The organism is Arthrobacter sp. LT660 (genome assembly GCF_056172845.1).
Window position 1 is genome coordinate 970,115 of record NZ_CM149651.1, and the last position, 23,261, is coordinate 993,375.

Annotated in this window: 26 protein-coding genes; 5 read left to right on the forward strand and 21 right to left on the reverse strand. The window is 68.0% G+C overall.

Annotation, left to right across the window (positions count from 1 at the left end; all coding sequences use genetic code 11):
- Positions 1–21: 21 nt before the first annotated feature.
- A complete protein-coding gene (locus AC0QSG_RS04420) occupies positions 22–603 on the reverse strand; it encodes a DUF2017 domain-containing protein (RefSeq protein WP_475376784.1) in 582 nt (193 codons plus the stop codon).
- A 2-nt stretch (positions 604–605) separates the two neighbouring features.
- A complete protein-coding gene (gene clpS, locus AC0QSG_RS04425; protein ID WP_435726708.1) occupies positions 606–911 on the reverse strand; it encodes an ATP-dependent Clp protease adapter ClpS in 306 nt (101 codons plus the stop codon).
- A 122-nt stretch (positions 912–1,033) separates the two neighbouring features.
- On the opposite strand from clpS, the gene AC0QSG_RS04430 reads away from it, so the two are divergent.
- Together AC0QSG_RS04430 and AC0QSG_RS04435 are read left to right on the forward strand one after the other, a co-directional pair.
- The gene (locus tag AC0QSG_RS04430) at positions 1,034–2,347 is read left to right on the forward strand and encodes a nicotinate phosphoribosyltransferase (protein WP_475376785.1); all 1,314 of its coding nucleotides are present in this window, start codon (positions 1,034–1,036) and stop codon (positions 2,345–2,347) included.
- A 36-nt stretch (positions 2,348–2,383) separates the two neighbouring features.
- Positions 2,384–3,010 (forward strand): isochorismatase family protein, encoded by a 627-nt coding sequence (locus AC0QSG_RS04435; protein WP_475376786.1) that lies wholly within the window; start codon positions 2,384–2,386, stop codon positions 3,008–3,010.
- Between the two features lie 38 nt (positions 3,011–3,048).
- On the opposite strand, the gene AC0QSG_RS04440 is transcribed toward AC0QSG_RS04435, so the two are convergent.
- The 4 genes from AC0QSG_RS04440 to AC0QSG_RS04455 all read right to left on the reverse strand — a co-directional run bounded on the left by AC0QSG_RS04440 (position 3,049) and on the right by AC0QSG_RS04455 (position 8,152).
- Positions 3,049–4,797: a DEAD/DEAH box helicase gene (locus tag AC0QSG_RS04440; protein ID WP_435726951.1), complete on the reverse strand. Its 1,749-nt coding sequence runs from the start codon at positions 4,795–4,797 to the stop codon at positions 3,049–3,051.
- A gap of 144 nt (positions 4,798–4,941) precedes the next feature.
- Complete coding sequence (locus tag AC0QSG_RS04445; RefSeq protein ID WP_435726705.1) at positions 4,942–5,235, reverse strand: DUF3039 domain-containing protein; 294 nt, start codon at positions 5,233–5,235, stop codon at positions 4,942–4,944.
- Between the two features lie 192 nt (positions 5,236–5,427).
- Positions 5,428–6,369 (reverse strand): co-chaperone YbbN, encoded by a 942-nt coding sequence (locus AC0QSG_RS04450; protein ID WP_475376787.1) that lies wholly within the window; start codon positions 6,367–6,369, stop codon positions 5,428–5,430.
- Between the two features lie 70 nt (positions 6,370–6,439).
- The gene (locus tag AC0QSG_RS04455; RefSeq protein ID WP_475376788.1) at positions 6,440–8,152 is read right to left on the reverse strand and encodes a hypothetical protein; all 1,713 of its coding nucleotides are present in this window, start codon (positions 8,150–8,152) and stop codon (positions 6,440–6,442) included.
- Between the two features lie 197 nt (positions 8,153–8,349).
- Between AC0QSG_RS04455 and AC0QSG_RS04460 the strand changes: the two genes are divergently transcribed.
- Positions 8,350–9,651 carry an AI-2E family transporter gene (locus AC0QSG_RS04460; RefSeq protein ID WP_475376789.1) on the forward strand — a complete coding sequence of 434 codons (1,302 nt, stop codon included), beginning with the start codon at positions 8,350–8,352 and terminating at the stop codon, positions 9,649–9,651.
- 29 nt (positions 9,652–9,680) lie between these two features.
- Here AC0QSG_RS04460 and AC0QSG_RS04465 read toward each other — a convergent pair whose 3' ends face one another.
- A complete protein-coding gene (locus tag AC0QSG_RS04465; RefSeq protein ID WP_475376790.1) occupies positions 9,681–10,019 on the reverse strand; it encodes a hypothetical protein in 339 nt (112 codons plus the stop codon).
- Positions 10,020–10,075: 56 nt separating this feature from the next.
- Between AC0QSG_RS04465 and nucS the strand changes: the two genes are divergently transcribed.
- Both nucS and AC0QSG_RS04475 read left to right on the forward strand, forming a co-directional pair.
- Positions 10,076–10,771 carry an endonuclease NucS gene (gene nucS, locus AC0QSG_RS04470; RefSeq protein ID WP_435726701.1) on the forward strand — a complete coding sequence of 232 codons (696 nt, stop codon included), beginning with the start codon at positions 10,076–10,078 and terminating at the stop codon, positions 10,769–10,771.
- Between the two features lie 43 nt (positions 10,772–10,814).
- A complete protein-coding gene (locus AC0QSG_RS04475) occupies positions 10,815–12,062 on the forward strand; it encodes an N-acetylglucosamine-6-phosphate deacetylase (RefSeq protein ID WP_475376791.1) in 1,248 nt (415 codons plus the stop codon).
- 128 nt (positions 12,063–12,190) lie between these two features.
- Here AC0QSG_RS04475 and AC0QSG_RS04480 read toward each other — a convergent pair whose 3' ends face one another.
- The 14 genes from AC0QSG_RS04480 to prmC all read right to left on the reverse strand — a co-directional run bounded on the left by AC0QSG_RS04480 (position 12,191) and on the right by prmC (position 23,260).
- Positions 12,191–12,622, reverse strand: coding sequence for a DUF2550 domain-containing protein (locus AC0QSG_RS04480; RefSeq protein WP_475376792.1), 432 nt, complete (start codon positions 12,620–12,622; stop codon positions 12,191–12,193).
- Positions 12,623–12,629: 7 nt separating this feature from the next.
- Positions 12,630–12,914 (reverse strand): F0F1 ATP synthase subunit epsilon, encoded by a 285-nt coding sequence (locus tag AC0QSG_RS04485; protein ID WP_435726698.1) that lies wholly within the window; start codon positions 12,912–12,914, stop codon positions 12,630–12,632.
- A 2-nt stretch (positions 12,915–12,916) separates the two neighbouring features.
- Positions 12,917–14,377, reverse strand: coding sequence for a F0F1 ATP synthase subunit beta (atpD, locus tag AC0QSG_RS04490; protein WP_435726697.1), 1,461 nt, complete (start codon positions 14,375–14,377; stop codon positions 12,917–12,919).
- A 52-nt stretch (positions 14,378–14,429) separates the two neighbouring features.
- On the reverse strand, positions 14,430–15,323 hold the full coding sequence (locus tag AC0QSG_RS04495) for a F0F1 ATP synthase subunit gamma (RefSeq protein ID WP_435726696.1): 894 nt from the start codon (positions 15,321–15,323) through the stop codon (positions 14,430–14,432).
- A gap of 67 nt (positions 15,324–15,390) precedes the next feature.
- Positions 15,391–17,028, reverse strand: a complete 1,638-nt coding sequence (gene atpA / locus AC0QSG_RS04500) for a F0F1 ATP synthase subunit alpha (RefSeq protein ID WP_435726695.1) — start codon at positions 17,026–17,028, stop codon at positions 15,391–15,393.
- Between the two features lie 107 nt (positions 17,029–17,135).
- The gene (locus tag AC0QSG_RS04505) at positions 17,136–17,951 is read right to left on the reverse strand and encodes a F0F1 ATP synthase subunit delta (RefSeq protein ID WP_475376793.1); all 816 of its coding nucleotides are present in this window, start codon (positions 17,949–17,951) and stop codon (positions 17,136–17,138) included.
- Positions 17,951–18,502: a F0F1 ATP synthase subunit B gene (locus AC0QSG_RS04510; RefSeq protein WP_475376794.1), complete on the reverse strand. Its 552-nt coding sequence runs from the start codon at positions 18,500–18,502 to the stop codon at positions 17,951–17,953. Before AC0QSG_RS04510 ends, AC0QSG_RS04505 begins: the two co-directional genes overlap by 1 nt.
- 54 nt (positions 18,503–18,556) lie before the next feature.
- On the reverse strand, positions 18,557–18,775 hold the full coding sequence (gene atpE / locus AC0QSG_RS04515) for an ATP synthase F0 subunit C (RefSeq protein ID WP_343901976.1): 219 nt from the start codon (positions 18,773–18,775) through the stop codon (positions 18,557–18,559).
- 77 nt (positions 18,776–18,852) lie between these two features.
- On the reverse strand, positions 18,853–19,659 hold the full coding sequence (gene atpB, locus AC0QSG_RS04520) for a F0F1 ATP synthase subunit A (protein ID WP_435726692.1): 807 nt from the start codon (positions 19,657–19,659) through the stop codon (positions 18,853–18,855).
- Positions 19,660–19,736: 77 nt separating this feature from the next.
- Positions 19,737–19,988: an AtpZ/AtpI family protein gene (locus AC0QSG_RS04525; protein ID WP_475376795.1), complete on the reverse strand. Its 252-nt coding sequence runs from the start codon at positions 19,986–19,988 to the stop codon at positions 19,737–19,739.
- Positions 19,978–20,472, reverse strand: coding sequence for a hypothetical protein (locus AC0QSG_RS04530; protein ID WP_475376796.1), 495 nt, complete (start codon positions 20,470–20,472; stop codon positions 19,978–19,980). Before AC0QSG_RS04530 ends, AC0QSG_RS04525 begins: the two co-directional genes overlap by 11 nt.
- A gap of 101 nt (positions 20,473–20,573) precedes the next feature.
- On the reverse strand, positions 20,574–21,671 hold the full coding sequence (locus AC0QSG_RS04535; RefSeq protein ID WP_435726689.1) for an MraY family glycosyltransferase: 1,098 nt from the start codon (positions 21,669–21,671) through the stop codon (positions 20,574–20,576).
- Positions 21,668–22,357: an L-threonylcarbamoyladenylate synthase gene (locus AC0QSG_RS04540; protein WP_435726688.1), complete on the reverse strand. Its 690-nt coding sequence runs from the start codon at positions 22,355–22,357 to the stop codon at positions 21,668–21,670. The genes AC0QSG_RS04535 and AC0QSG_RS04540 overlap by 4 nt, the downstream gene beginning before the upstream one ends.
- A 27-nt stretch (positions 22,358–22,384) precedes the next feature.
- Positions 22,385–23,260 (reverse strand): peptide chain release factor N(5)-glutamine methyltransferase, encoded by an 876-nt coding sequence (prmC, locus tag AC0QSG_RS04545; RefSeq protein WP_475376797.1) that lies wholly within the window; start codon positions 23,258–23,260, stop codon positions 22,385–22,387.
- Position 23,261 lies beyond the last annotated feature (1 nt).

Consider the following 23,261-nt stretch of genomic DNA (forward strand, 5'->3'; position numbering starts at 1 on the left):
GACGGCGAAGTGTCATCCACGTCACAGCGACCCGTGGAGGGCCTGCATGAGGGATTCCTGCAGCCACGTGACGAAGTTGTAGACCAGGGCCAGGTACTCGTCGACGGTTTCCGCCCGGCCCCAGTCGTCGAGGGCGTGGACGCGCTCCGCGTCCTCGTCGCTTTCCAGCCCGAGCCGCTTCGCCAGGACCAGGCGAACGTCGTTGAGGGCGGCGGCGAATTGCGGCGCGGCGGCCGGCGAAAGAACCACGGGCGAAGTCTCCACCGCCAACGCCGCGGCCCGCAATGCGCCGACCTTGGATACGCGCAGCGGGCGCTCGGTGAGCTTGCGGAACTCCAGCGAAGCGGCCGGATCGTCCTTGACCGCGTCCGGCAGGAGGCGGAGCACGGCCTCGTCGGTCGGTGCGGCGAAGCCCTCCGCGTGCGCCTGGGGGTCCATGCCCACCAAGGCCCACAGCGGATCCTCGTCCACCGCACCGGCTGCCGGCGGCGCCGGCTCCAGCATGGTGACGACGTCCTCGAAGAGGCCGCGCAACAGGTCCCGCTCGGCCTTCTCCAACTGACAGGTCAGGCCGCGGTGCGAATTCTTGAAGGCCCGTGCCACGCCTAGGACTCGTCCGCCCGCTGGAGCGTGGCCCACAGCCCGAAACCGTGCATCGCCGCGACGTCGGTCTCGATCTTCTCGCGCGTCCCGGTGGCGACGACGGACCGGCCGGCCTGGTGCACCTCCAGCATCAGGGCGTCGGCCTTGGCCTCGCTGTAGCCGAAGTGGCTGCGGAACACGAAGCTGACGTAGCTCATGAGGTTGACCGGATCGTTCCATACGATCAGCACGTAGGGAACGTCGAGGCGGACAACGCCTTCGGTCTCGGCCCGGGGCAGGACATCGGTCTGGGCGGTGATCACTGGCATGCACCCATTCTACGACCGCACCGTCACGCGCCGGCCCTCGCCCGGAGTTACTGATCTAGAGTGGCAGGGACGGCGGCCGGGGGCCGTCCCACCGCCCACCCGCCGACCGAGGAGTACCGCGCATGTGGCAGCAGCCCACCTCGCTCTTCACCGACCACTACGAGCTCACCATGCTGCAGGCCTCCCTGCATTCGGGAGCCGCCCACCGCCGCTCGGTCTTCGAGGCCTTCGCCCGCCGCCTGCCCGAGGGGCGCCGCTACGGAGTCGTCGCGGGCACCGGCCGCATCCTCGAGGGCCTGCGGCACTTCCGCTTCGGACAGGAGCAGCTGGACCATCTGGCGTCCCGCAAGGTCGTCGACGCCACCACGATCGACTTCCTCGCCGACTTCAGGTTCTCGGGGAACATCTACGGCTATGCGGAGGGCGATCTCTACTTCCCCAACTCGCCGATCCTCATCGTGGAGTCGACCTTCGCGGAGGCCTGCGTCCTGGAGACGTTCATCCTGTCCGTCCTGAACCACGATTCTGCCGTGGCATCCGCGGCATCGCGAATGGTCGCCTCCGCGGGCACGCGGCCCTGCATCGAAATGGGGTCCCGGCGGACCCATGAGGAGTCGGCCGTCGGCGCGGCCCGCGCGGCCATCGTCGCGGGCTTCGACAGCACCTCCAACCTGGAGGCCGGCTACCGTTACGGCCTGAAGACGGTGGGGACGGCTGCGCATTCGTTCACGCTGCTGCACGATTCGGAGCGCGCAGCGTTCGAGGCGCAGGTCGCATCCATGGGCAAGGGAACCACACTGCTGGTGGACACGTACGACGTCGAGCAGGGCGTCCGAACCGCCGTCGAGGTGGCCGGGCCGGAGCTCGGCGCGGTCCGGCTCGACTCGGGCGACCTGGTGGAGCAGGCGCGCTGGGTGCGCACCCTGCTGGACGACCTCGGCAACCACAACACGCGCATCATGGTCACGTCCGACCTGGACGAATACGCCATCGCGGCGCTGCAGTCGGCCCCGGTGGACGCCTACGGCGTCGGAACGGAACTGGTCACCGGCTCCGGCGCGCCGACGGCCTCCATGGTGTACAAGCTGGTTAGCCGCCAGGACGACGCCGGAACGTTCGTCGACGTCGCCAAGGCCGCCAAGAACAAACTGAGCGTGGGGGGACGCAAGACGGCGTTCCGGCGGATCAACGAACGCGGGCGCGCGACGGCCGAACTCGTCGGCATCGGCGAGCGGCCCGATTCGGACGCCAACGACCGCGAGCTGCTCCACCTGTTCGTCTCCGGAGGCGAACTGCTGGACGGCTGGACCGGCGCCGACGGTGTGGTCCGGGCCGCCCAACGCCACCACGACAGCGTCCAGGAACTGCCCGGCGTGGCGCGCCGGCTGCAGAAGGGCGAGCCGGTCATCCCGACGGAATTCATCGACAAGGAATAGTTACAGGACCAGGAACACGACGAACGGGGAGACACCATGGCCGGCAGGGCTCTGATCATCGTGGACGTGCAGAACGACTTCTGCGAGGGCGGATCCCTGGGGGTCGCCGGCGGCGGGGCCGTCGCGGCGCGCATCGCCGGACACCTCGCGCGGCGCCGCGGGGACTACGCGGCGGTGGCCGCGACGCAGGACTGGCACATCGATCCCGGCGACCACTTCTCCCCGGACCCCGACTACGTCGACAGTTGGCCGCCGCACTGCGTCGCCGGCACCGGTGGCGCCGAACCGCACTACGGCCTCGCCCCTGCCATCGAGGCCGGACTCGTGGACGCGTGGTTCCGCAAGGGCCGGTATGCGGCCGCCTACTCGGGGTTCGAGGGAGCCGGCGCGCGGCCGGATTCCGCGGCCTGGCCCGAGCCGGAGCCGGAACCGGGCGAGGCGCCCCCGGGGCCGCCGTTGGGCGATTGGCTCCGTTCGCGCGGCGTCGAATCCGTCGACGTCGTCGGCATCGCCACGGACTACTGCGTGCTCGCCACGGCGCGCGACGCCGCGGCGGAGGGCTTCACGACGACGGTGCTGACGAATCTCACGGCCGCGGTCCACCCGGAGAACGCCGCGGCGACCTCCGCCGCCTTCCGCGCGGCCGGCGTCGTCATCTCCTAGCCGTCCCGGGAACGGGTCGCGGACCGCGCCGGAACACCCTACTTGCGGCCGACGAACCAATCCCGCAGCTTGGTGAGGCGCTTGTTCAACTGTTCGGCGCTGGCCTGTGCCACGGCGGGGCCGCCGCAGACCTCGCGCAGCTTGGTGTGGATGACGCCGTGTGGAGTGCCCGTCCGGGCGGACCATGCGGACACGTTCTTGGACAGTTCGCTGCGCAGGTCCATCAGTTGCCGGTGGTCCACGACCGACGGAACGGGTTCCTGGCCCTGGACCGCCGACTTCCGGCTCCGCCGCGTGGCGTGTTCCTGCTGGCGCTGCCGCAGCAGGTGGCCCACCTGGTCGGCGTCCAACAGGCCGGGAATCCCGAGGAAGTCCTGCTCCTCATCGGAGCCCATCGTCCCGCCGATTCCGAACTCGCCGCCATCGAACAGGACCCTGTCGAACGACGCCTGCGACTGCAGCGCCTCGAACTTCTGCTTGGTGAGCGAGTCGGAGGCCTTGTCCTCGCGGTTCGCCTCATCCATCAGGGCGTCTTCCGGAACGAACTCGGGATCCTCGACATGCTTTTCCGGCCGGTCCAGGGCATGGTCCCGCTCGAGTTCCATCTGGTTGGCGAGCTCCATGAGGATCGGCACCGAGGGAAGGAAGACCGAGGCGACCTCGCCCCGTTTCCGGGAGCGCACGAAGCGGCCCACAGCCTGCGCGAAGAACAGCGGTGTCGAAGTGGAGGTGGCGTACACGCCGACCGCCAACCGCGGCACGTCCACGCCTTCGGAGACCATCCGCACGGCCACCATCCAGCGCTGGGTCCCGGCGGAGAAGTCCTCGATCTTGGCGGAGGCCTTGGCATCGTCGGAAAGGATCACGGTGACCGGCTCTCCGGTGATCCGCTTGAGCTGCGCCGCGTAGGCGCGTGCGTCGTCGTGGTCGGTGGCGATCACCAGCGCGCCCGCGTCCGGAATGGTGCGCCGCACCTCGGTGAGTCGCCTGTCGGCGGCCGCGAGGACCGAGGGGATCCACTCCCCCTCGGGGTTGAGCGCTGTGCGCCAGGCGTGCGCGGTGATGTCCTTGGTGAAGCCCTCCCCGAGCTGCGCCTCCATCTCCTCGCCGGCCGACGTCCGCCAGCGCATCTGGCCCGAGTAGGCCATGAAGATCACCGGACGGACCACGTTGTCCTTCAGCGCATCGCCGTAGCCATACGTGTAGTCCGCCTTGGACCGGCGGATTCCGGCGTTGTCCTCGACGTAGTCGACGAACGGGATGGGCGCGGTGTCCGAGCGGAACGGCGTGCCCGTCAGGGCGAGCCTGCGGGTGGCGGGTTCGAAGGCCTCGCGGATCCCCTCGCCCCAGCTCAGCGCGTCGCCGCCGTGGTGGATTTCGTCCAGGATCACCAGCGTCCGCGCGGCCTCCGTCTTGGCGCGGTGCAGCATGGGCTTGCTGGCCACCTGGGCGTAGGTCACGGCCACGCCGATGAAGCCCGCGCCGTGCCGCCCGTCCGCGTTCTTGAAGTTGGGGTCCAGGGAGAGCCCGATGCGCGCCGCGGCGTCCGCCCACTGGCGCTTGAGGTGGTCGGTGGGCGCGACGACCGTGATCCGGTTGACCGTGCCGGCGTCGACCAGCATGGCCGCCACGCGCAGGGCGAAGGTGGTCTTGCCGGCGCCCGGCGTGGCCACCGCGAGGAAGTCCTGCGGACCCGTTGCGAAATACGCGGCCAACGCCTCGGTCTGCCACTGCCGGAGCTTCGGCGCCGTCCCCCACGCAGCCCTCTCGGGGTACGCGGGGGGCATGCTTTCGCCCACATGGAACAGGGCATCGTCCACGAACAAACTCCTCGGAACGCCAAACGGCGCGTGTGTGGCACGGCGATGGCGCCGGTCCATGCGTTGCGGTTTACGGCCGCGGCCCGGGCGTTCCGGCCGCGGGGTGCGTGGCTACTTCTTGTCGTCGCCGCCGGGGTTGATGCCCTCGTAGATGGACTTGCACTCCGGGCACACCGGGAACTTCTGCGGGTCGCGGCCCGGGGTCCACACCTTGCCGCAGAGCGCGATGACCGGTTCCCCGGTCAACGCGGACTCCATGATCTTTTCCTTACGGACGTAGTGCGCGAATCGATCCCGGTCGCCGGGCTCCACTTCCTGCTGCTCCTGGCGTTCGAGCGTCGCTGTGCCGCCGCCCGTGCCGGGATCGCGGGGGTCTCGTTCAAAGGGATCTGCAGGCAGGCTCATGCCCACTAGTCTACCAACCGCGGGACGGTCTCCCCGGCGGATTCCTCCGCGACCCCACGCACATTCTCGACGAAGGCAGCTGCCCCCTCCACCGTTTCGACGAAGGCAGATGTCCGGAATCCGCTCGGTTTGGACGTCTGCCCTCGTCGAAACGGGAGGGGTGGCGTCTACCTTCGTCGAAAGGGGCTGCGGCTAGAAAAGCACCCTGGCCAGGGCCTGACGGGACTTGGCGACGCGGGGATCCTGCGCCCCGACCACCGTGTAGAGCTCGACCAGCCGCGCCCGAACGGTCTCCCGCTCCTCGCCGGCGGTGCGCCCCACCAGCGAAACGAGCCGTGCGAACGCGTCCTCCACGTGACCGCCGGTGACATCGAGGTCGGCCACGGCCAGCTGCGCCGGCAAGGAGTCCGGGTTTTCCGCGGCCTCGGTCCGGATGGACTGCACGTCGGCCCCTGCGGTCCTCTGCAGAAGCTGCACGTGCGCCAGTCCGGTTGCCGCGTCGACGTCGTTCGGTTTTTCCGCCAGCGCCTTGCGGTAGGCCGCTGCCGCACCGTCGTAATCCCCGGCGTCGATGGCCGCCATGGCCTCCTGGTGCAGCGGCGGTACCTGCGCTTCCTCTGCCGGGCCGCTCAGGGGCGGAACCGTCCCCGCGACCCCGTGCTGCACACCCAGCTGCAGAAGTTCATCCAGCAGGGACCTGAGCTGGTCCTCGGCCACGGCGCCCTGGAACAACGGGACCGGCTGTCCGTTCAGCAGCGCCACGACGGCCGGAATCTGCTGGATCCGGAACGCCTGTGCGATGGCCTGCTCCCGATCGGTGTCCACCGTGGCCAGCACGAGACGACCGGCGTAGGTGTCGACCACCCGTCCTATTGACGCGTCCAGCTGCGCGGACGCCGGCGAGCGGCCGTTTCCCAGCGAAACCACCACGGGCACCCGTTGCGAGAGGGTGACCAGTTCGGGGAAGTCCTCCTGCGTGACGGACCGGACCCACGCCCCGGCCGAGGTCACGGGGTCGGCCGGGTCGGCCGGGTCGCCCGGACCGCCGGCGGCGTCGGGGACCGGGCCAGCCAGGGACGAAAGGTCGAATGCGCCCCGGGAGGACGCAGCTGCGGGTTCTTCTGTACTCGTCATGCCTCTACCTTATGCATTCCTTCGTCGCTCTTCGGAACGGCGCCGGCGCCGCGGCCGGGTGGCCGCCTACCTAGTCGGCGACCTTCGCCGACATCAACAGGACGTCGCCGGCAACCAGACGGATCTTTTCCTTGCTTCCGCCGGCCGGGATGTAGAAGACCACCGGCTCCGCGTAGGAGATGTCAACACGTTCCTGCGTGGTGCTAGCGCCCGCGAGCTCCGCGCTGAGGTCGTCCAGAGCCACCGTGCCGCCGTCTTCCTTGGGCTGGGCGGTCATGGTGCTCGTCAGATAAGCAGTGACGATGGCGCCGCCGTCCGGGGTGGAAACGGCCGTGGTCCGGTCCTTGGCGACCTTCCGTGAGTATTCGATCGAGGCGTCTTCGTTCGCCTGTGCCACGTCGTCCTGTCCCTCGTGCGTGGCGGTGATGAACACGCTGTCCGCGAAAGAGTCCTTGGCTTTGGAGCTGGGGTCGCTCAGGTACCCGGCCAGGCGTGCGGCGGCGACCTCGGGCGTATGGCGCAGATCCTTGGCGTCGGTCGGGAGGGTGGTCACGGCCGGATCGCCTACGGCGATGCCGGGGAACTCGGAGCCCGGCAGCATGGAGACGCTCGACACCAGCTTGTAGTTGGACCGCGGGTCGGCCTGCGTCAAGGTGAGAACCTGCGGGACCGTCGCCTTTTCCGCCTTCGTGACGGCGACAACCGTGCGCGGCCACTCGGTCGAGGTTGTGACGGCGGCGGAGAGCAGCGGCCCCTCGGCGACGGCGGCCGGCGCGGGCACCTTGAGTCCGTCGGCACGCTGGTCGTAGTTGGTTTCGCGGAGCTGGTGGGCCTGGTGGGTCACGCGGTCCGCGAGCTTCTTCGCGTCCTTCGCCGAATCGGCCGCGGACACCGCCTCCGAGACGGACGCCAGGATGCGCTCGAGCTGGACATCGAGAAGGACCGCCGGTGGGCCGCTCTCTCCGTCCGCGGGCTCGGCAGTCGCGGAATCGCTGGAGGAGGATGGAGAGTTCGGCACGGCGGCTCCCGCAGCGATGGCGGGCGTGGCCGACCCCATGGCCAGCACCGCGGCGACGGCGACGGCGGCACCGCGCTTAACCACTCCACCGGACGCCGGGGCCGAGCCTACGTGTCCGAGGGGCGCGGTCGCGGGCGCGGGCGAGGTTCCCTTGGCACCGCGCCCACCGCGTCCGCGTCCCGCCACGACAGTGAGGGCCAGCCCCAACACGAGCAGGAGCGAGCCGGCGATGATCAGCGGAATGGCGAACGGCGTGCCCGCGTCGTTGGGCCACGAGACGGTGACCGACGTCGGAGCCGGCGACTTCCCGTCCGCCGCCAAAAGCAGTGACCAGTCGCCCTGCGCGGGCTCGGTCCACTTGTGCACCAGCTCCCCGTCCGCCGTCTCCGAATCGACCCACAGGTCGGAGCCCGCGGGGTTCGGCACCTCGGCCCCGCCTTTGGTGTGCTCCGCGAACAGTTGCCCTTGGATGGTGTCCACGCCGGTGATGGTGTTGTGTGCGGCGTCGCCCACCCACGCGTCGACGTCCTCGCTCCGGCCCAGGGCCACGAGGAACTCGCCGTCACCCTCGATGGTCACGTCGACGGCGTCCGGGTGGACACCGGCCACACCGGGTTCGATGACGGTCAGCGGGGCATCCTCGAGTGGGGACGCAAGCGTCGCGGTTGCGGTCTCTGGCGGGGACCAGAAGGTCCGCTGGCCGATGCCGAGCACCAGGGCGGCAGCCCCGAGCAGGATTGCCAACACAGCTAACAAGAGTCGCACTACAGATCACCTAACGGATGGAGACGCCCAACGGCTTTGACACGGCGGTGGGCAGGGGTCGCCACGGGCCGCACTTCTATGATAACGAATTGGTTACCATTTGTGTTCCCCATGTGGCTGGCAACACTGTCGTCCACCTTCCAGTCCCCGCTGCGCCACGGCACCGACATCGCGCTTCCGGCGGGTAGGCTCGCCCTGTGAATAGGCATTCCGAAGACGAAGGGGCCCCCGCCGGCGGTGCACCGTCCGGGGAGTACAACGCCTCCCACGTTTCAGCCCCCATTCCGGCCGGCGGCTCCACCGACCCGGTCGACCAGACGGGTCCGTCTGCGGATCCATCCACCTCGTCCGTGGTCGGACGCCTCCGCACGGCGCTGCGACGATCGCCGCAGCGCGTGCGGTTCGACGTCCCGCCCGAGCCCGATGCCGATGTGGATCCCGATGCCGCGCTCGCGGCCGGCCGGGCTGCCCTCCACCCCATACAGGTCGGTTTCATGGGCGCCGTCGGGGTCGGCTTGGCATTGCTGGGCTACTTCATCCTGACCAACGTCGGACAACTCGTGGTGTGGATCGCCGTCGCGCTGTTCATCGCGCTCGGTCTGGACCCGGTGGTGAAGTGGATCGAACGCCGCGGCCTGCCCCGGCCGGCGGGCGTGATCATGGCGATGCTGTTGCTGGCCGGCGTCTTCGCCGCCGTGTTCGGAACCCTCATACCCACGATCGTCATGCAAACCGGCCAGTTCATAGAACGGTCACCCGGGTTCGCCGACGACTTCCTCAACTCCGAATTCTTCCGGACCATCGACGACCAGTTCCAGGTTCGGGACCGGGCCACCGAGGAAGTCAACAGGTTCTTCCGGGACTCAGGCGCCGTCGGGGGCGTCTTCGGTGGCGTCATCGGCGCCGGAACGATTATCGCCCAAGGGCTTTTCGGAACGCTGACGGTGCTCGTGTTGGCGATCTACTTCCTCGCCTCGCTGCCCTCGCTCAAGGCCTGGTTCTACCGTCTGGCCCCGCGCTCGCGCCGGGCCCGCGTCCAGGAGCTCTCCGAACAGATCACCACCAGCGTGGGCAACTACGTGATAGGGCAGGCCTTCGTCGCCTTCCTCAACGCGACCTATGCCTTCATCGTCATGTCCGCCCTGGACATGCCCTTCGCCCTGCTGCTGGCGCTCGTGGTGGCCATGTTGGCCTTCGTTCCGCTGGTGGGCGCCGTCATCGCCGGGATCGTCGTCTCCCTCATCGCGCTGACGGTTGGATGGCAGACGGCGGCAACCTATGCGGCCTTCTACTTCGCCTACCTTCAGGTGGAGGCCTACATCATCTCCCCACGCGTCATGCAGCGCGCCGTCGCGGTCCCCGGCGCGGTGGCCGTAATCGCAGTCATCGCGGGCGGCAGCCTCTTGGGAATCGCCGGGGCGCTGATGGCCATCCCCTTGGCGGCCGCTGCCGTGCTGCTGCTGCGCGAGGTGTTGATCGACCGGCAAGACCGCAGGTAGCGATTCCCCGTCGCCCGAGCCGCGGTTGTTCAGCGGTACCGGTGGCTCCGCGTGTCCCAACACCGCGTATGCCAGTGACGGCGTTCCGCCGCCGCGCGTTCGTCGCCGAACAGGTCGTCCGCCCGCCAGGCCACAACGTGGTCGGTGCCCGGCGCGATGCGGACACGGCACCCGGGACAGGAATACGTCTTCTCGGCTCGGACCGGGGAAACCCGCCTAACATGCCACTGCCCGTCCGGGGCGTCCTGGAGTTCCGGCACGCCGAAACGCGTGCGTTCCAGTGGCGGGCCGCCGGAATCCGACGACTGGGCCCACTTGCCGCCGCGTGCGTTGCCGCCCTGTCGGCGGGGACGGTTGGAGCGGGGCATGCCTCCATTCTGCCCCACTGCGCGTGGCGGACGGTCAAGCCGGTACAGTACAGCCTGTGCGTTTAGTGATAGCCCGCTGCTCCGTTGACTACGAGGGACGCCTTCGCGCCCATTTGCCCCTGGCCACCCGCCTGCTGATGGTAAAGGCCGACGGTTCCGTCCTGGTGCACTCCGACGGCGGCTCCTACAAGCCGCTGAACTGGATGAGTCCGCCCGCGAAGATGCGGGCCGTCGCGGCCGACGAGGAGGAGGCGCTGACCGGCGTCACCGACGTCTGGCACGTGCAGCACGCCAAGAGCGACGACCGTCTGGTCATCCGCATCCACGAGACCCTGCACGACACCAGCCACGAGTTGGGCATCGACCCCGGGCTGATCAAGGACGGCGTCGAGGCCGACCTTCAGCGATTGCTCGCCGAACAGATCGAGACGCTTGGTGCCGGCTTCACCCTGGTCCGCCGCGAATTCATGACCGCCATCGGGCCCGTGGACATCCTGGCCCGCGATGCCGAGGGAGCCTCCGTCGCCATCGAGTTGAAGCGGCGCGGCGACATCGACGGCGTCGAGCAGCTCACCCGCTACCTCGAGCTGATGAACCGAGATCCACGGCTTGCGCCCGTCCGCGGGGTCTTTGCAGCGCAACAGATCAAGCCACAGGCACGCACGCTGGCCGTGGACCGCGGAATCGAATGCATCACCCTCGACTACGACTCGATGCGCGGCGTCGACGACAGCGCGGCGCGGCTCTTCTGACCGACATCGTCGGCAGACGGAAGCACACCCTTATGATGGACGCATGACTTCGAGCGAGGAACCACGCCGCTTCTGGCTGGCCGGCAGGATCGTCACGGACGGCAACACCATCGAGGCCGGCGCCGTGGCCGTGGAGGGCGACCGGATTGCCTTCGTCGGCTCGGCGGACGAGTTCGCGGGGCGGGACGACTTTGGCGCGTTCGAGCGACTGCCCGTGCCCGATCGGGCGATGCTCGTTCCGGGACTCGTTGACCTCCACTGCCACGGCGCCGCCGGGGTCGACTTCCCGACCGCCGGTCCGGAGGACATTGCCCGTGCCGTCGGGTTCCTCCACGCGTCCGGCACCACCACGCTGCTCGCCAGCCTTGTCACGGCCGAACGGTCCGACATGGTCGCCGCCGCGGGGAACCTGGCCTATTTCGCGGAACGAGGCGAGCTCGCCGGCATCCACTCCGAGGGTCCCTTCCTGTCGAGCGCGCGCTGCGGGGCCCAGGATCCGGCCTTCCTCGGCGAACCGGACCCGGACTTCGTCGACAGCCTCGTGGAGGCGGCCCGCGGCCAGCTCCGGACCATGACGTACGCGCCCGAACTGGCCGGGGCGGACGCGCTGGTCGAGCAGTTGGCCTCCCACGGCGTCGTGCCATCCGTCGGCCACACGGACGCCGACGCCGCGACCGCCGGCGCATCGTTGCGGCTCGCGGCCGAGGAGCTCGGATCCGCCGGCTTCGACGGCTACACCGAGAAGCCAACGGTCACGCACCTGTTCAACGGCATGCCGGCGATGCACCACCGCTCTCCCGGGCCGGTCGCGGCGTGCCTGGAGGCGGCCGCCGGGAGGCGGGCGATCGTCGAGCTGATCGGCGACGGCACGCACCTCGATCCCCACACGGTCGCCACGGTGTTCGCGCTGGTCGGCGCCGAGCAGATCGCGCTGGTCACCGATTCGATGGCGGCCGCGGGCCTGGGCGACGGGGACTACGTGCTCGGCCCCGCAAAGGTCCACGTGGTCGACGGCGAGGCGCGGCTGCCCGACGGATCCCTGGCCGGGGGGACGGCGACGATGCTCGACGTCGTTCGATCGGCCGTCGAGGCGGGAGTCCCGCTCGCCGACGCCCTGCGGAGCGCCACGTCCGTCCCGGCGGCGGTCCTGGGGCTGCCCGACGAGGTCGGATCGCTCCACCTGGGATTCCGCGCGGACGTCTTGGTGCTCGACGCCGGCATGAACCTCAGCGCGGTCTACCGTGGCGGCGAGCTGCTTCGGCCCGCGCCCACCGGCGGACCTCCGGCGTAGGGCAGTCGCCCCGCCGGCGGTGTCAGCAGCCATGGCGCGCGGCGGCCCGGACCCGGCGCACGGAACACGCAAGGGGCGCATCCTCGAGGATGCGCCCCTTGCTGTTGCCCTTTTGGCGGCCGGCCTTCCTAGCGCCAGGTTCCCACGCCGACGACGGGGCCGGCCTCCAGCCACGTACTCAGCCCCGTGTAGGAGCCGTAGTCCATGGCCAGGAGGACGGCCTCGCCGTCGTAGTCCAGGGAGACGACGATGCTCCCGGGTTGCACGCGCGACACCTCGGCCTCTCCCGGCTGCCGCCAGCCCCGCAGCTCAAGGGAGCTGCGAAGGAAACGCCGCAGCGGTGATGGCGAGACGGAGAACAAACGCATGAACTCCAGTTCGCCCTCCGCATAACGACAAACTCCCATCATCCAGTGCCCGCGGGCAGTGGAGATGGAGGCGTCGAAGGTGCCCAGGGCGCGCTGCAGATGGAAGCGGCGCAGTCCCATGGCACCGACGACCATCGCGACCAGCAGCAGTGCCGCGGCCAGGATGGCGAAGGTGATGCCGACTTCGTTCAAGGCCGGACTATCGGTTTCCTGCCGTGGCGGAACCGTCCAGCTGAGCGTTGTCGGCGACGATTACGACCCGGTCCTTGTCGACGGAGAAGAATCCGCCGTCGGCCTGGACCGTGAGCCGCGAACCGTGGACGGGCTGGATCTCCAGCACGCCCTCGGCGAGCACGGCGAGAACCGGACTGTGTCCCGGCAGAACACCGATGTCGCCGTCGCTTGTACGGGCCTTGACCATGGTCGCCGCCCCCGACCACACGAAGTGGTCGGCAGCTACGATTTCGACTTCGAGTTCGGCCATGGCTACTTGGTCTGTTCCTGGATTTTGGCCCACTGGCGCTCGACGTCGTCGAGCCCGCCGATGTTGAAGAAGGCCTGCTCCGCGATGTGGTCCAAGTCGCCATCGGCGATGGCCTTGAAGCCCTCGATGGTGTCCTTGATGGAAACCGTCGAGCCCTCGACACCCGTGAACTGCTTTGCGGTGTAGGTGTTTTGGGACAGGAACTGCTGGATGCGGCGGGCGCGGGAGACGACGATCTTGTCCTCTTCGCCGAGCTCATCGATACCCAGGATCGCGATGATGTCCTGCAGCTCCTTGTTCTTCTGGAGGATCTGCTTGACGCGCACGGCCACGTCGTAGTGCTCCTGGCCCACGTACTGCGGGTCGAGGATGCGCGACGTCGAGGTCAGAGGGTCGATGGCCGGGTAGAGGCCGCGCGAGGCGATCTCGCGGGAGAGCTCCGTGGTGGCATCCAGGTGCGCAAACGTCGCGGCCGGGGCCGGGTCGGTGTAGTCGTCCGCGGGGACGTAGACGGCCTGCATCGACGTGATCGAGTGCCCCTTGGTCGAGGTGATGCGCTCCTGGAGGATGCCCATCTCGTCGGCGAGGTTCGGCTGGTAGCCGACTGCGGAAGGCATGCGGCCCAACAGGGTCGAAACCTCGGAGCCCGCCTGCGTGAAGCGGAAGATGTTGTCGATGAAGAGCAAAACGTCCTGGTTCTGGACATCGCGGAAGTACTCCGCCATGGTCAGGGCCGAGAGCGCCACGCGCAGACGCGTTCCCGGCGGCTCGTCCATCTGGCCGAAGACGAGGGCGGTGTCCTTCAGGACGCCCGACTCTTCCATTTCGACCCAGAGGTCGTTGCCCTCACGCGTACGCTCGCCGACACCGGCGAACACCGAGGTGCCGCCGAAGTTGCGCGCGACACGGGTGATCATTTCCTGGATCAGAACCGTCTTGCCGACGCCGGCGCCCCCGAAGAGTCCGATCTTTCCACCCTTGATGTACGGGGTGAGAAGGTCGATCGACTTGATGCCGGTCTCCAGCATCTCGGTGGAGCCCTCAAGCGAGGCGAATGCCGGCGGCTTGCGGTGGATCGGCCAGCGCTCGTTGATCTCCAGGTCGGACGCGGCGACGTCCAGCGGCTCGCCGAGGACATTGAAGATGTGTCCCTTGACGACGTCGCCGACCGGAACCGAGATCGCCGAGCCGGTGTCCTGCACGACGGTGCCGCGGACAAGTCCGTCGGTGGCCTGCAGGGCGATGGCGCGGACCAGGTTGTCACCGAGGTGCTGGCTGGTCTCGAAGGTGATTGCGCGGGTCTCGCCGTTGAGGGTGAGCTCCGTGGTCAGTGCGTTGTAAATTGCGGGAAGGGCATCGGCCGGGAATTCGACGTCGACGACCGGACCGGTGACGCGGGCGATGCGTCCGGTGGCACCGGGCTTCGCGGCAGCCGTTCCCTGCTCGTTAAGTTGGGCAGTCATCTCTCTCACTTCGCTTGTCTGTCTAGCGTGGGGTTACGTGGTGGTCAGCCGGCTAGGACACGCTGAGCGCGTCGGCACCTGCGATGATCTCGGTCAGCTCCTGCGTGATCTCCGCCTGGCGGGCGTTGTTCCGCAGCCGGGTGTACTTCTCGATGAGGTCGCTGGCGTTGTCGCCCGCCGACTTCATCGCCCGCTGGCGTGCCGCGAGTTCGGAGGCCGCGGCCTGAAGGAGCGCCGAGAAGATGCGCGATTCGATGTACCTCGGCAGCAGTGCGTCGAGGACCTGTTCCGGTTCCGGCTCGTACTCGTAGAGCGGAAGGAGATCAGATTCGTTCACGACCTCCTCTTCCACGACCTCGAGCGGCAGCAGACGGATGACCGTCGGGATCTGCACCACCATGGACTTGAACTGCGTGTGCACGATGTGGATTTCATCCACTCCGCCCTCCTCGAAGGGCGTAGCGAAGTCCTCCAGCAGTGCCTGGCCGATTTCGCGCGCGGTCTCGAAGTCCGGCGCGTCGGTGCCGCCGGTCCAGACCCGCGTGTACTCGCGTCCACGGAAGTCGAAGTATCCCTGGGCCTTGCGGCCCACCAGGTACACCTTGATTTCCTTGCCTTCCCCACGGAGCAACTCCGCAAGCGACTCCGCCTGCTTCATCACGCTGGCGGAGTAGGCACCGGCCAAGCCACGGTCGGAGGTCATGACCACCACTGCCGACCGGCGGATCTGCTCCGGCTCGGTGGTGAGCGGGTGCTCGACCTCGGACTGGGACGCGACGGCGGAAACGGCACGGGTAATCGCATTGGAGTACGGCATCGACGCCGCGACGCGGCTGCGCGCCTTGCCAATGCGGGAAGTAGCGATCAGTTCCATCGCCTTAAAGATCTTGCGCATCGACGACGTCGAGGCGATCTTCTGGCGGTAGACCCGGATCTGGGCTCCCATGTTTATCCTTTCCTTATTCGCGAATGCGGTGCTGGCCGGCGTGCGGCCGGCACCGCCTCACGAATGGTCAGCGCTTCTGCTTGACGATCTTTTCCTGGTCGACGGACTCTTCGCCCAGCGCCGAGTGCTCCTCGTGGCCGGCGCCAACCAGGTGGTCGTCGCCCTCCCCGAAGAACCCCTTCTTGAACTCGGTGATCTCGGCCCGTAGGGCCTCGACCGTCGAATCCTCGATCTTGCCGGTCTGGGCAAGGGTGTTCAAGACGTCGCTGCGGTTGCGCAGGTGCTCGAGGAACTGGCCCTCGAAGCGCCGAACGTCCTCAACGGGAACGTCGTCGAGGTAGCCGTTGGTGCCGGCCCACACGGAGACGACCTGGTCCTCGACGGGGAACGGCGAGTACTGGCCCTGCTTGAGCAGTTCCATCAGGCGGGCGCCGCGGGTGAGCTGCTGCTTGGACGCGGCGTCCAGGTCCGATGCGAACATCGCGAAGGCCTGCATGTCCCGGTACTGCGCGAGCTCCAGCTTCAGCGTTCCGGAGACCTTCTTCATGGACTTCATCTGCGCCGCACCACCGACGCGCGACACGGAGATACCCACGTCGACTGCCGGGCGCTGGTTGGCGTTGAAGAGGTCCGACTGCAGGAAGATCTGCCCGTCGGTGATGGAGATGACGTTGGTCGGGATGTACGCCGAGACGTCGTTGGCCTTGGTCTCGATGAGCGGAAGGCCGGTCATCGAACCTCCGCCGAGCTCGTCGGACAGCTTCGCGCAACGCTCCAGGAGGCGGGAGTGCAGGTAGAACACGTCGCCCGGGTAGGCTTCGCGTCCCGGCGGGCGGCGCAGCAGCAGCGACACGGCGCGGTAGGCCTCGGCCTGCTTGGAGAGGTCGTCAAACACGATCAGAACGTGCTTGCCGCCGTACATCCAGTGCTGGCCGATGGCCGAACCGGCGTAGGGCGCCAGGTACTTGAAGCCCGCCGGGTCGGAGGCAGGGGAGGCGATGATCGTGGTGTACTCCAGCGCGCCCTTGTCCTCGAGCGTCTGGCGAACGGCCGCGATCGTCGAGGCCTTCTGGCCGATGGCTACGTAGACGCAGCGAACCTGCTTCTTGACGTCCCCGGACTCCCAGTTGGCCTTCTGGTTGATGATGGTGTCGACCGCGATCGCCGTCTTACCGGTCTGACGGTCGCCGATGATCAGCTGACGCTGGCCGCGGCCGATCGGGATCATGGCGTCGATGGCCTTGATGCCCGTCTGCATCGGCTCGGTGACCGACTGGCGCTGCGTGACGCCGGGCGCCTGGAGCTCCAGCGGACGGCGGCCCTCGGCAGCGATCTCACCCAGGTCGTCGATGGGAACACCAAGCGGGTCCACCACGCGACCGAGGAAGGCGTCGCCGACCGGAACGGAGAGGATTTCTCCGGTGCGGTGGACTTCCTGGCCCTCTTCGATCCCGGCGAAGTCGCCGAGCACGACAACGCCGATTTCACGGGTGTCGAGGTTCTGGGCCAGGCCCAGGGTGCCGTCTTCGAAACGAAGCAGCTCGTTGGCCATGACGGAGGGAAGGCCCTCCACCTTGGCGATGCCGTCGCTTGCCGTGGTGACGCGGCCAACCTCAACGCGCTGCGCAGTGCCCGGTTCATAGGACGCGGCGAAGTCGGTCAAGGCGTTGCGGACGTCATCGGCATTGATGGTCAATTCGGCCATCTGCAGTCCCTGCTCTCCTTGGTTGTGATCATCGCGGTGTTTCCCTGCGACGACCGGGGTTTGTTCAGTCTGTTGTGTGGTTGGCCCACCGGAACCCAAAGGGATTCCTAGCCGGCCAGCCGGCGGCGGAGCTCGGTGAGCCGGGTCGCCGCGGTTGCGTCTACAACCTCGTCGCCCACGACCACGCGAAGGCCGCCCACGAGCGATGCGTCGATTTCGACGTTGATCTTCAGATCGCGGCCATACAGATTGTTGAGGCCGGACTTCAGGCGGTTGAACTGCTCGTCCGTCAGCGGACGGGTGACGCTGACGTTAGCGATCCACCGTTCCTGCCGCTTCGCGACCAGCTCAACGAAGCGCTGGACCAGCGCGGTGGGCTTCAGGCCGCGCGGCGAAGTCGCCGCCTGGCCGATCAGCAACCGGGCCGCGGGTCCGGCCTGCGGGACCAGCTTGAGCGCGAGCGCCCGCTTGGCCTCGCCGGTGGCCTGCGGCTCGTCAAGGGCTCGCTGCAGGTCATGGCTCGATGCGACAACCCGAATGAAGCCGAACAGGTCCTCCTCGAGAGCCTCGAGTCCGGCCGGACCCGCGTCTTGGCGTTCCGCGACGGCGATCGCCGCGGTGGCGGCCAGTGTCTCCAGCGCATCCCCGATGTCGCGGGCCGAGCGCCAGCGTGCGGCTACAAGATCTGCGACGGTGGCCACGGCGTCGGCCGAGACCTTGTCCGCCAGCAGCCGCGAGATAAACGCAGACTTGTCCTTGCCCTCGCGGGCCGGATCCGTCAGCGCCCGGCGCAGGCCGGCGTTACCGTCCAAAATGCCCAGGACTCCGAAGAGGTCCTCGGCCAGCGACAGGTCGGCCGTCGGCAGCTTGGCCTCCAGCGTTTCCAGGGCCGAGGCGAGGGAATTGCTCGATACACCTGCCATTAGTTCGATGCACCTGCGCTCTGCTGGGTCTCGAGATCCGCCAGGAAGCGGTCAACGACACGGCCCGAGCGCGCGTCGTCGGCGAGGGACTCGCCAACGATGCGGCTGGCCAGCTGGGTTGCCAGCGTTCCGACCTCGGTGCGCAGGGAGACAACCGCCGCCTGGCGCTCCGCCTCGATCTGGACGTGTGCCTGCTCGGAGATGCGCGCGGACTCCGCCGCCGCCTTCTCCTTGAGGTCGGCCAGGATCTTGGCTCCCTCGGCGCGCGCTTCCTCGCGGATGCGGTTCGCCTCGGTGCGGGCGTCGGTCAGCTGCTGCTTGTACTCGTCCAGTGCCGCGTTGGCCTCGGCCTGCGCGGCCTCCGCCTTGGCGATCCCACCCTCGATTGCGGCGGAACGCTCTTCATAGGTCTTCTCGAATGCCGGAACGACATACTTGGAGACGATGAACAGCAGGACGCCGAATCCGATGAGCGTGACCACGATCTCCCAGATGTTGGGGATCAGTGGGTTAGCGCCCTCTTCGGCGGCTAAGAAGATTGCCTCGTTCATGTTTCACCCGTCTTTCTAAGACTCGAAGCTTCAGTTCTGCGAACAGACTGAGGCTTAGACCCGGCCCCAGATGAAGGCGAAGACGAGGCCGAGGATGGCAAGAGCTTCGGTCAGCGCCAGGCCGAGGAATGCGATCGGCTGCAGGACGCGCTGGGCCTCCGGCTGGCGGGCAACACCATTGATGTAGGCGGCGAACACCAGGCCCACGCCGATAGCACCGCCGATTGCGGAGAGTCCGTAACCGATGGCGTTGAGGCTACCGTAGATTTCCATTGTTTTCCTTTCAGAATGCCAGTTTTACTTGGCAGGGTGTTGGGTACGGGATATCCCCTCCGGAGAGGGAAAGCTTTTTAGTGCTCTTCGACCAGGGAACCCTGGATGTAGATGGCCGTCAGCAGGACGAAGACGTAGGCCTGGAGAACCATGATGAGGATCTCGAACAGGTACATGCCGACGCCGCCGATGAGCGTGAGGACGCCCAGGCCCTTCATCATGCCTTCGGTTTCCAGCAGCAGGAACGCGGTTCCCGAGGCGGAGAGCATGATGATCAGGTGGCCGGAGAGCATGGTCGCGAAGAGACGGAGGCTGTGCGTCAACGGGCGGACGAAGAACGTCGAGATGATCTCGATGACGACGATCAGGGGCAGGATGGCCTTCGGGACGCCGGACGGAACCGTCGCGACCTTGAAGTACTTGATCCCATGCTTCCTGATGCCCAGCACGATCCAGAGGAAGTACACGATGCCGGCCAGGGCGTAGGCGGTGCCCACGTGCGACGGCGTCGGGATCTGCAGGAACGGAATGGCGCCGAACAGGTTGTTCACGATGATGAAGAAGAACAACGAGAACAGGATCGGCACGAACGGCTTGAAGTCCCGCTCGCCGATCACGTCCTTGCCCACGGAATTGCGGACGAAGTTGTAGGAGAATTCCCCCAGGAACTGCATCTTCCCCGGCACCAGCGCACCACGCCGCGAGGCCGCGACAAAGAACCAGGAGATGAGTGCGACCGAGAGAAGGACCAGCAGCATCTGCTTGCCGAAACCCGTTCCGTATTCGGCGTACCAGGGAAGAATCTCGGGAAGATGCATGTCTTCAAGGGCGGGGGCTTTGAAGCCACCTTCTTCAGTGGCCGCCGGAAGCGCAAGCGCGATCAACGCGTTTCCTCTCTGCAGTGTCCGTCATTGGGCATGTTGGGCGGGGCGCCGGCCAGCGGCGTTCCCACCAGTGAAAATTATGGGCTTGTGTGTTGTTCGCCCGGGTCGCTCCCGGAGGTGCGCGCCTTGCGGTGTTGGTGGGCCAAGTAATAGCCGGCGCCGGCGCCGAGGATGGCACCGAAGATCCAGATCCAGCGGGTATCCAACAGGTAGTCCAGCATCCAGCCTATCAAACCCCAAGCAAGGATCCCGCCAACTGTGTAGTTGAGGAACTCGCGGAATCGGGGCCACTTCCGCGACGCGCCGATGGGGCCGTTTTCAGCGCTCATTCGTTGCTCCGCCCGCCGACGCGCCCGGGGTCGGGAGATCCCCGTACAGCTGGAAGCGGAGCTTGGAGAACGCGTGCAGCTCAGCCGCCTGCCACAGCACAACGGTGGTGACCACCGCGATGAGGAACCAAACGCCCTCAAGCCACGCCGGAGCCCCGAAGCCGAATGCTAGGACGCCAAGCACCAGGACCTTGACGGCGTAGCCCGCCATGAAGGCGCCAAGGGCCGCGGAAGGGCTGCGACGCCCGACGACATGGCCGAGCAGCAGGCTGATGCCGAAGAACACGACGACGATGAGTCCGCCCATGAGCGCGCTTCCCGCGGCCGGCATGCCGGCAACCGCCAGACCCGCCAGGGCGAGCGCCGCGATTCCCACGCCGCTCACGGCGGCGGAACGACGGAGGATTGCCAGCCACGGCCCCGGGGTCTCCCCCGAGGCGCCGGAAACGTGGCCGTTTCCCGTCACGCTGCCGTGCTCCATCATGATCGTCCCATAGTGATTGGTGGCGAATGTCTTGGTTGGATTGCGGCGCCCAGCGGCGCCGACATCAAATTCTACACGAGATAGAAACCGCTGTGCGCACGTTACCTCGCGCGTGCCCGGCGAAGCCATGGTCGCATCGTCACGAAGGCGGCGGCCAGCATCAGCAGGCCGAGCGCCGGCAGGAGCAGGCGCCAGTCCAGGAAATTGAAGGACACGACTCCGAAGGCCACGAGCGCCGTCCAGAGGTAGAGCAGGAACACCGCCTGGCGCTGGGTGTAGCCGCCATCGACCAGCTTGTGGTGGAGGTGGCCGCGGTCCGCTGAGAAGGGCGACCTGCCCGCGGCGGTGCGCCGCACCACCGCCATCAGCAGGTCCGCCAAAGGAAGCAGAACGACCGCAATGGGCAACACGATCGGCATGTAGGCCGGCACGTTGCGGAACCTGAAGCCCCCGAGCGCGTCGAGGTCCGCCGTCACCGCGATCGCGGCGACGGACATGAGCATGCCGATCATCATCACGCCGGACTCGCCCATGAACACCTTGGCCGGGTTGAAGTTGTGCGGCAGGAATCCGAGGCAGGATCCCAGCAGAAGCGCCATCAGCATGGCGGAGAAGTTCGAGTGGTCGAATTGGTTGATGGTGCGGGCGAGCATGTAGCAGTAAATAAAGAACGCCGAGGCGCCGATCGCCGCCATGCCGGCGGCCAATCCGTCCAGCCCGTCCACGAAGTTGATGGCATTCATGGTCAGCACCACCAGGAAGACCGTGAGCCCGATCTGCAGTGGTTCGCTCGTGACATGGATCCAACCCACCGGCATGGCCTCGAGCCGTATCCCGGAGGCGGCGATGACCAGGCCCACGAGGGTTTGCCCCACGAGTTTCACGTACCAGCGCAGGTCCCAGATGTCGTCGGCAACGCCGATGAGCAGGATCAGCCCGCAGGCGACGACGACGCCGCCCACGGGCCGGGGGTTGCTGAAGGCACCGGACAGGAACCCGAACCGGGTTGCCACCGCGAGTCCGAGGAGCACCGCGGCGATCATGGCGACGCCGCCGAGTTTGGGAATGGGCCGATCATGCACATCGCGGGCGCGCAGGGGCGCAGCGCCCATCACCCTGAGCCCGAGCCGGCGCATCGCCGGCGTCAGAAGCAGAGACGCGACGAAGCTGATCCCGATCAGCGCGAGGTAGACCCTCATGCGTCGCGGGCCGGCTCCTCCGGGAGCTCCTCTCCGAGGCCGAGCGTGTCCGGAGCCACCCTCCTCAGTTCCTCCAGCGGCAAGGCGCCCTGACGCACCACGCGCGGGGTCCGCCCGGTGCAGTCCACGATCGTCGAGGCCAATGCCTCGCCCTCGCGCGGGCGGACCCCGTCGTCCAGATAGACCACTACCGACTGCGCCAACTGCTCCTCGGCGTCCTCGGCGGTCGACGCCGCGGCGCGTCCGGACCGGTTCGCGGACGAGACGGCCAGCGGGCCCGTCGCGTCAAGGATCTCGCGGGCCAACTCATCGTCGGGCACCCGCAACGCCACGGTTCCGCGCGTCTCCCCCAGATCCCACGTCAGCGACGGCTGCGAATGCAGGATCAACGTCAGGGCGCCCGGCCAGAATTCGTTCGCCAGCCTCCGCGCGTCCTCCGAGACGTCCGCGGCCAGCCCGTCCAGGGTGGCCAGGCCGGGGATCAACACCGGCGGCGGCATGCTGCGCCCTCGGCCCTTGGCGGCCAGCAAAGTGGCAACCGCCTGCGGCGAAAAGGCGTCTGCGGCAATGCCGTACACCGTATCCGTGGGCAGCACTACGCACTGCTTGGCCGCGATGGCCTCGCGTGCAGCCTCCAGTCCGGCGCTTCGGGCGGTGGGGTCCTGGCAATCAAAACGTGAAGTCACGGTGCCTATTCTTCCATGCGAACGCGGTCACAGCTTGGTTGCCGAGGTGGCCCGGTCGCGTCCCGCGAGGTCCCGGTGCCCGGTGACACCGGTCCAGCACCCCGCGGAGGCAAACAGCCCGGCCACGGCCTGGGCCTGCACCTCGGCGTGTTCCATGGCGGCGTAGCCGCCGGGAACCAGCAGTCGGGAGGCCGACCGTACGACGGCGGCGGGCACGTCCATGCCGTCCGCCCCCCCGCCGTAGAGCGCCTCGTGCGGATCGTGCTCGCGAGCCTCCGGTTCGTTGGGCACGGCCCCGGCGGGAATGTACGGCGGGTTGCTGACCACGACGTCGAACGCGCCGTCGTGTTCGGGCAGCGCGGTGCGCAGGTCCCCCGACACGAGGAGGACGCCATGGGGGGCCAGATTGCGCTCGGCCCAAGCCAGCGCGAGGGGGCTTCGCTCCACCGCATAGACGGTGGTTCCGGGAACCTCCGACGCCACGGCCGCGGCGATCGCGCCGGATCCCGTGCCGAGGTCCACGATCCTGGCGTGCCCCGTGGCGGCCAGGACGACCCTGGCACGGTCGATGGCCAACTGCGCCAGCATCTCGGTCTCGGGCCGGGGAACGAAAACCCCCGGTCCCACGGAAAGCTCGAGGTGCCTGAAGTGGGCCGTACCGGTCAGGTGCTGCAGCGGCAGCCGCCGACACCTCTCGCCCACCAGCTCGTCGTACCCGGCGGGGACGGGCGCTCCACCGAGCGCAAGCGCGGCGACCCGCCCGCGGCCGACGCCGAGCAGGTGCCCCGCCAGCAGTTCGGCGTCGACGCGCGGCGAGGGAACGCCCGCAGCCGCGAGCCGCGCCGACGCCCGGCGGATGGCGGTCTGGAGATCCGGGGCGTCGTGCGCGCCGGGACCCTCCATC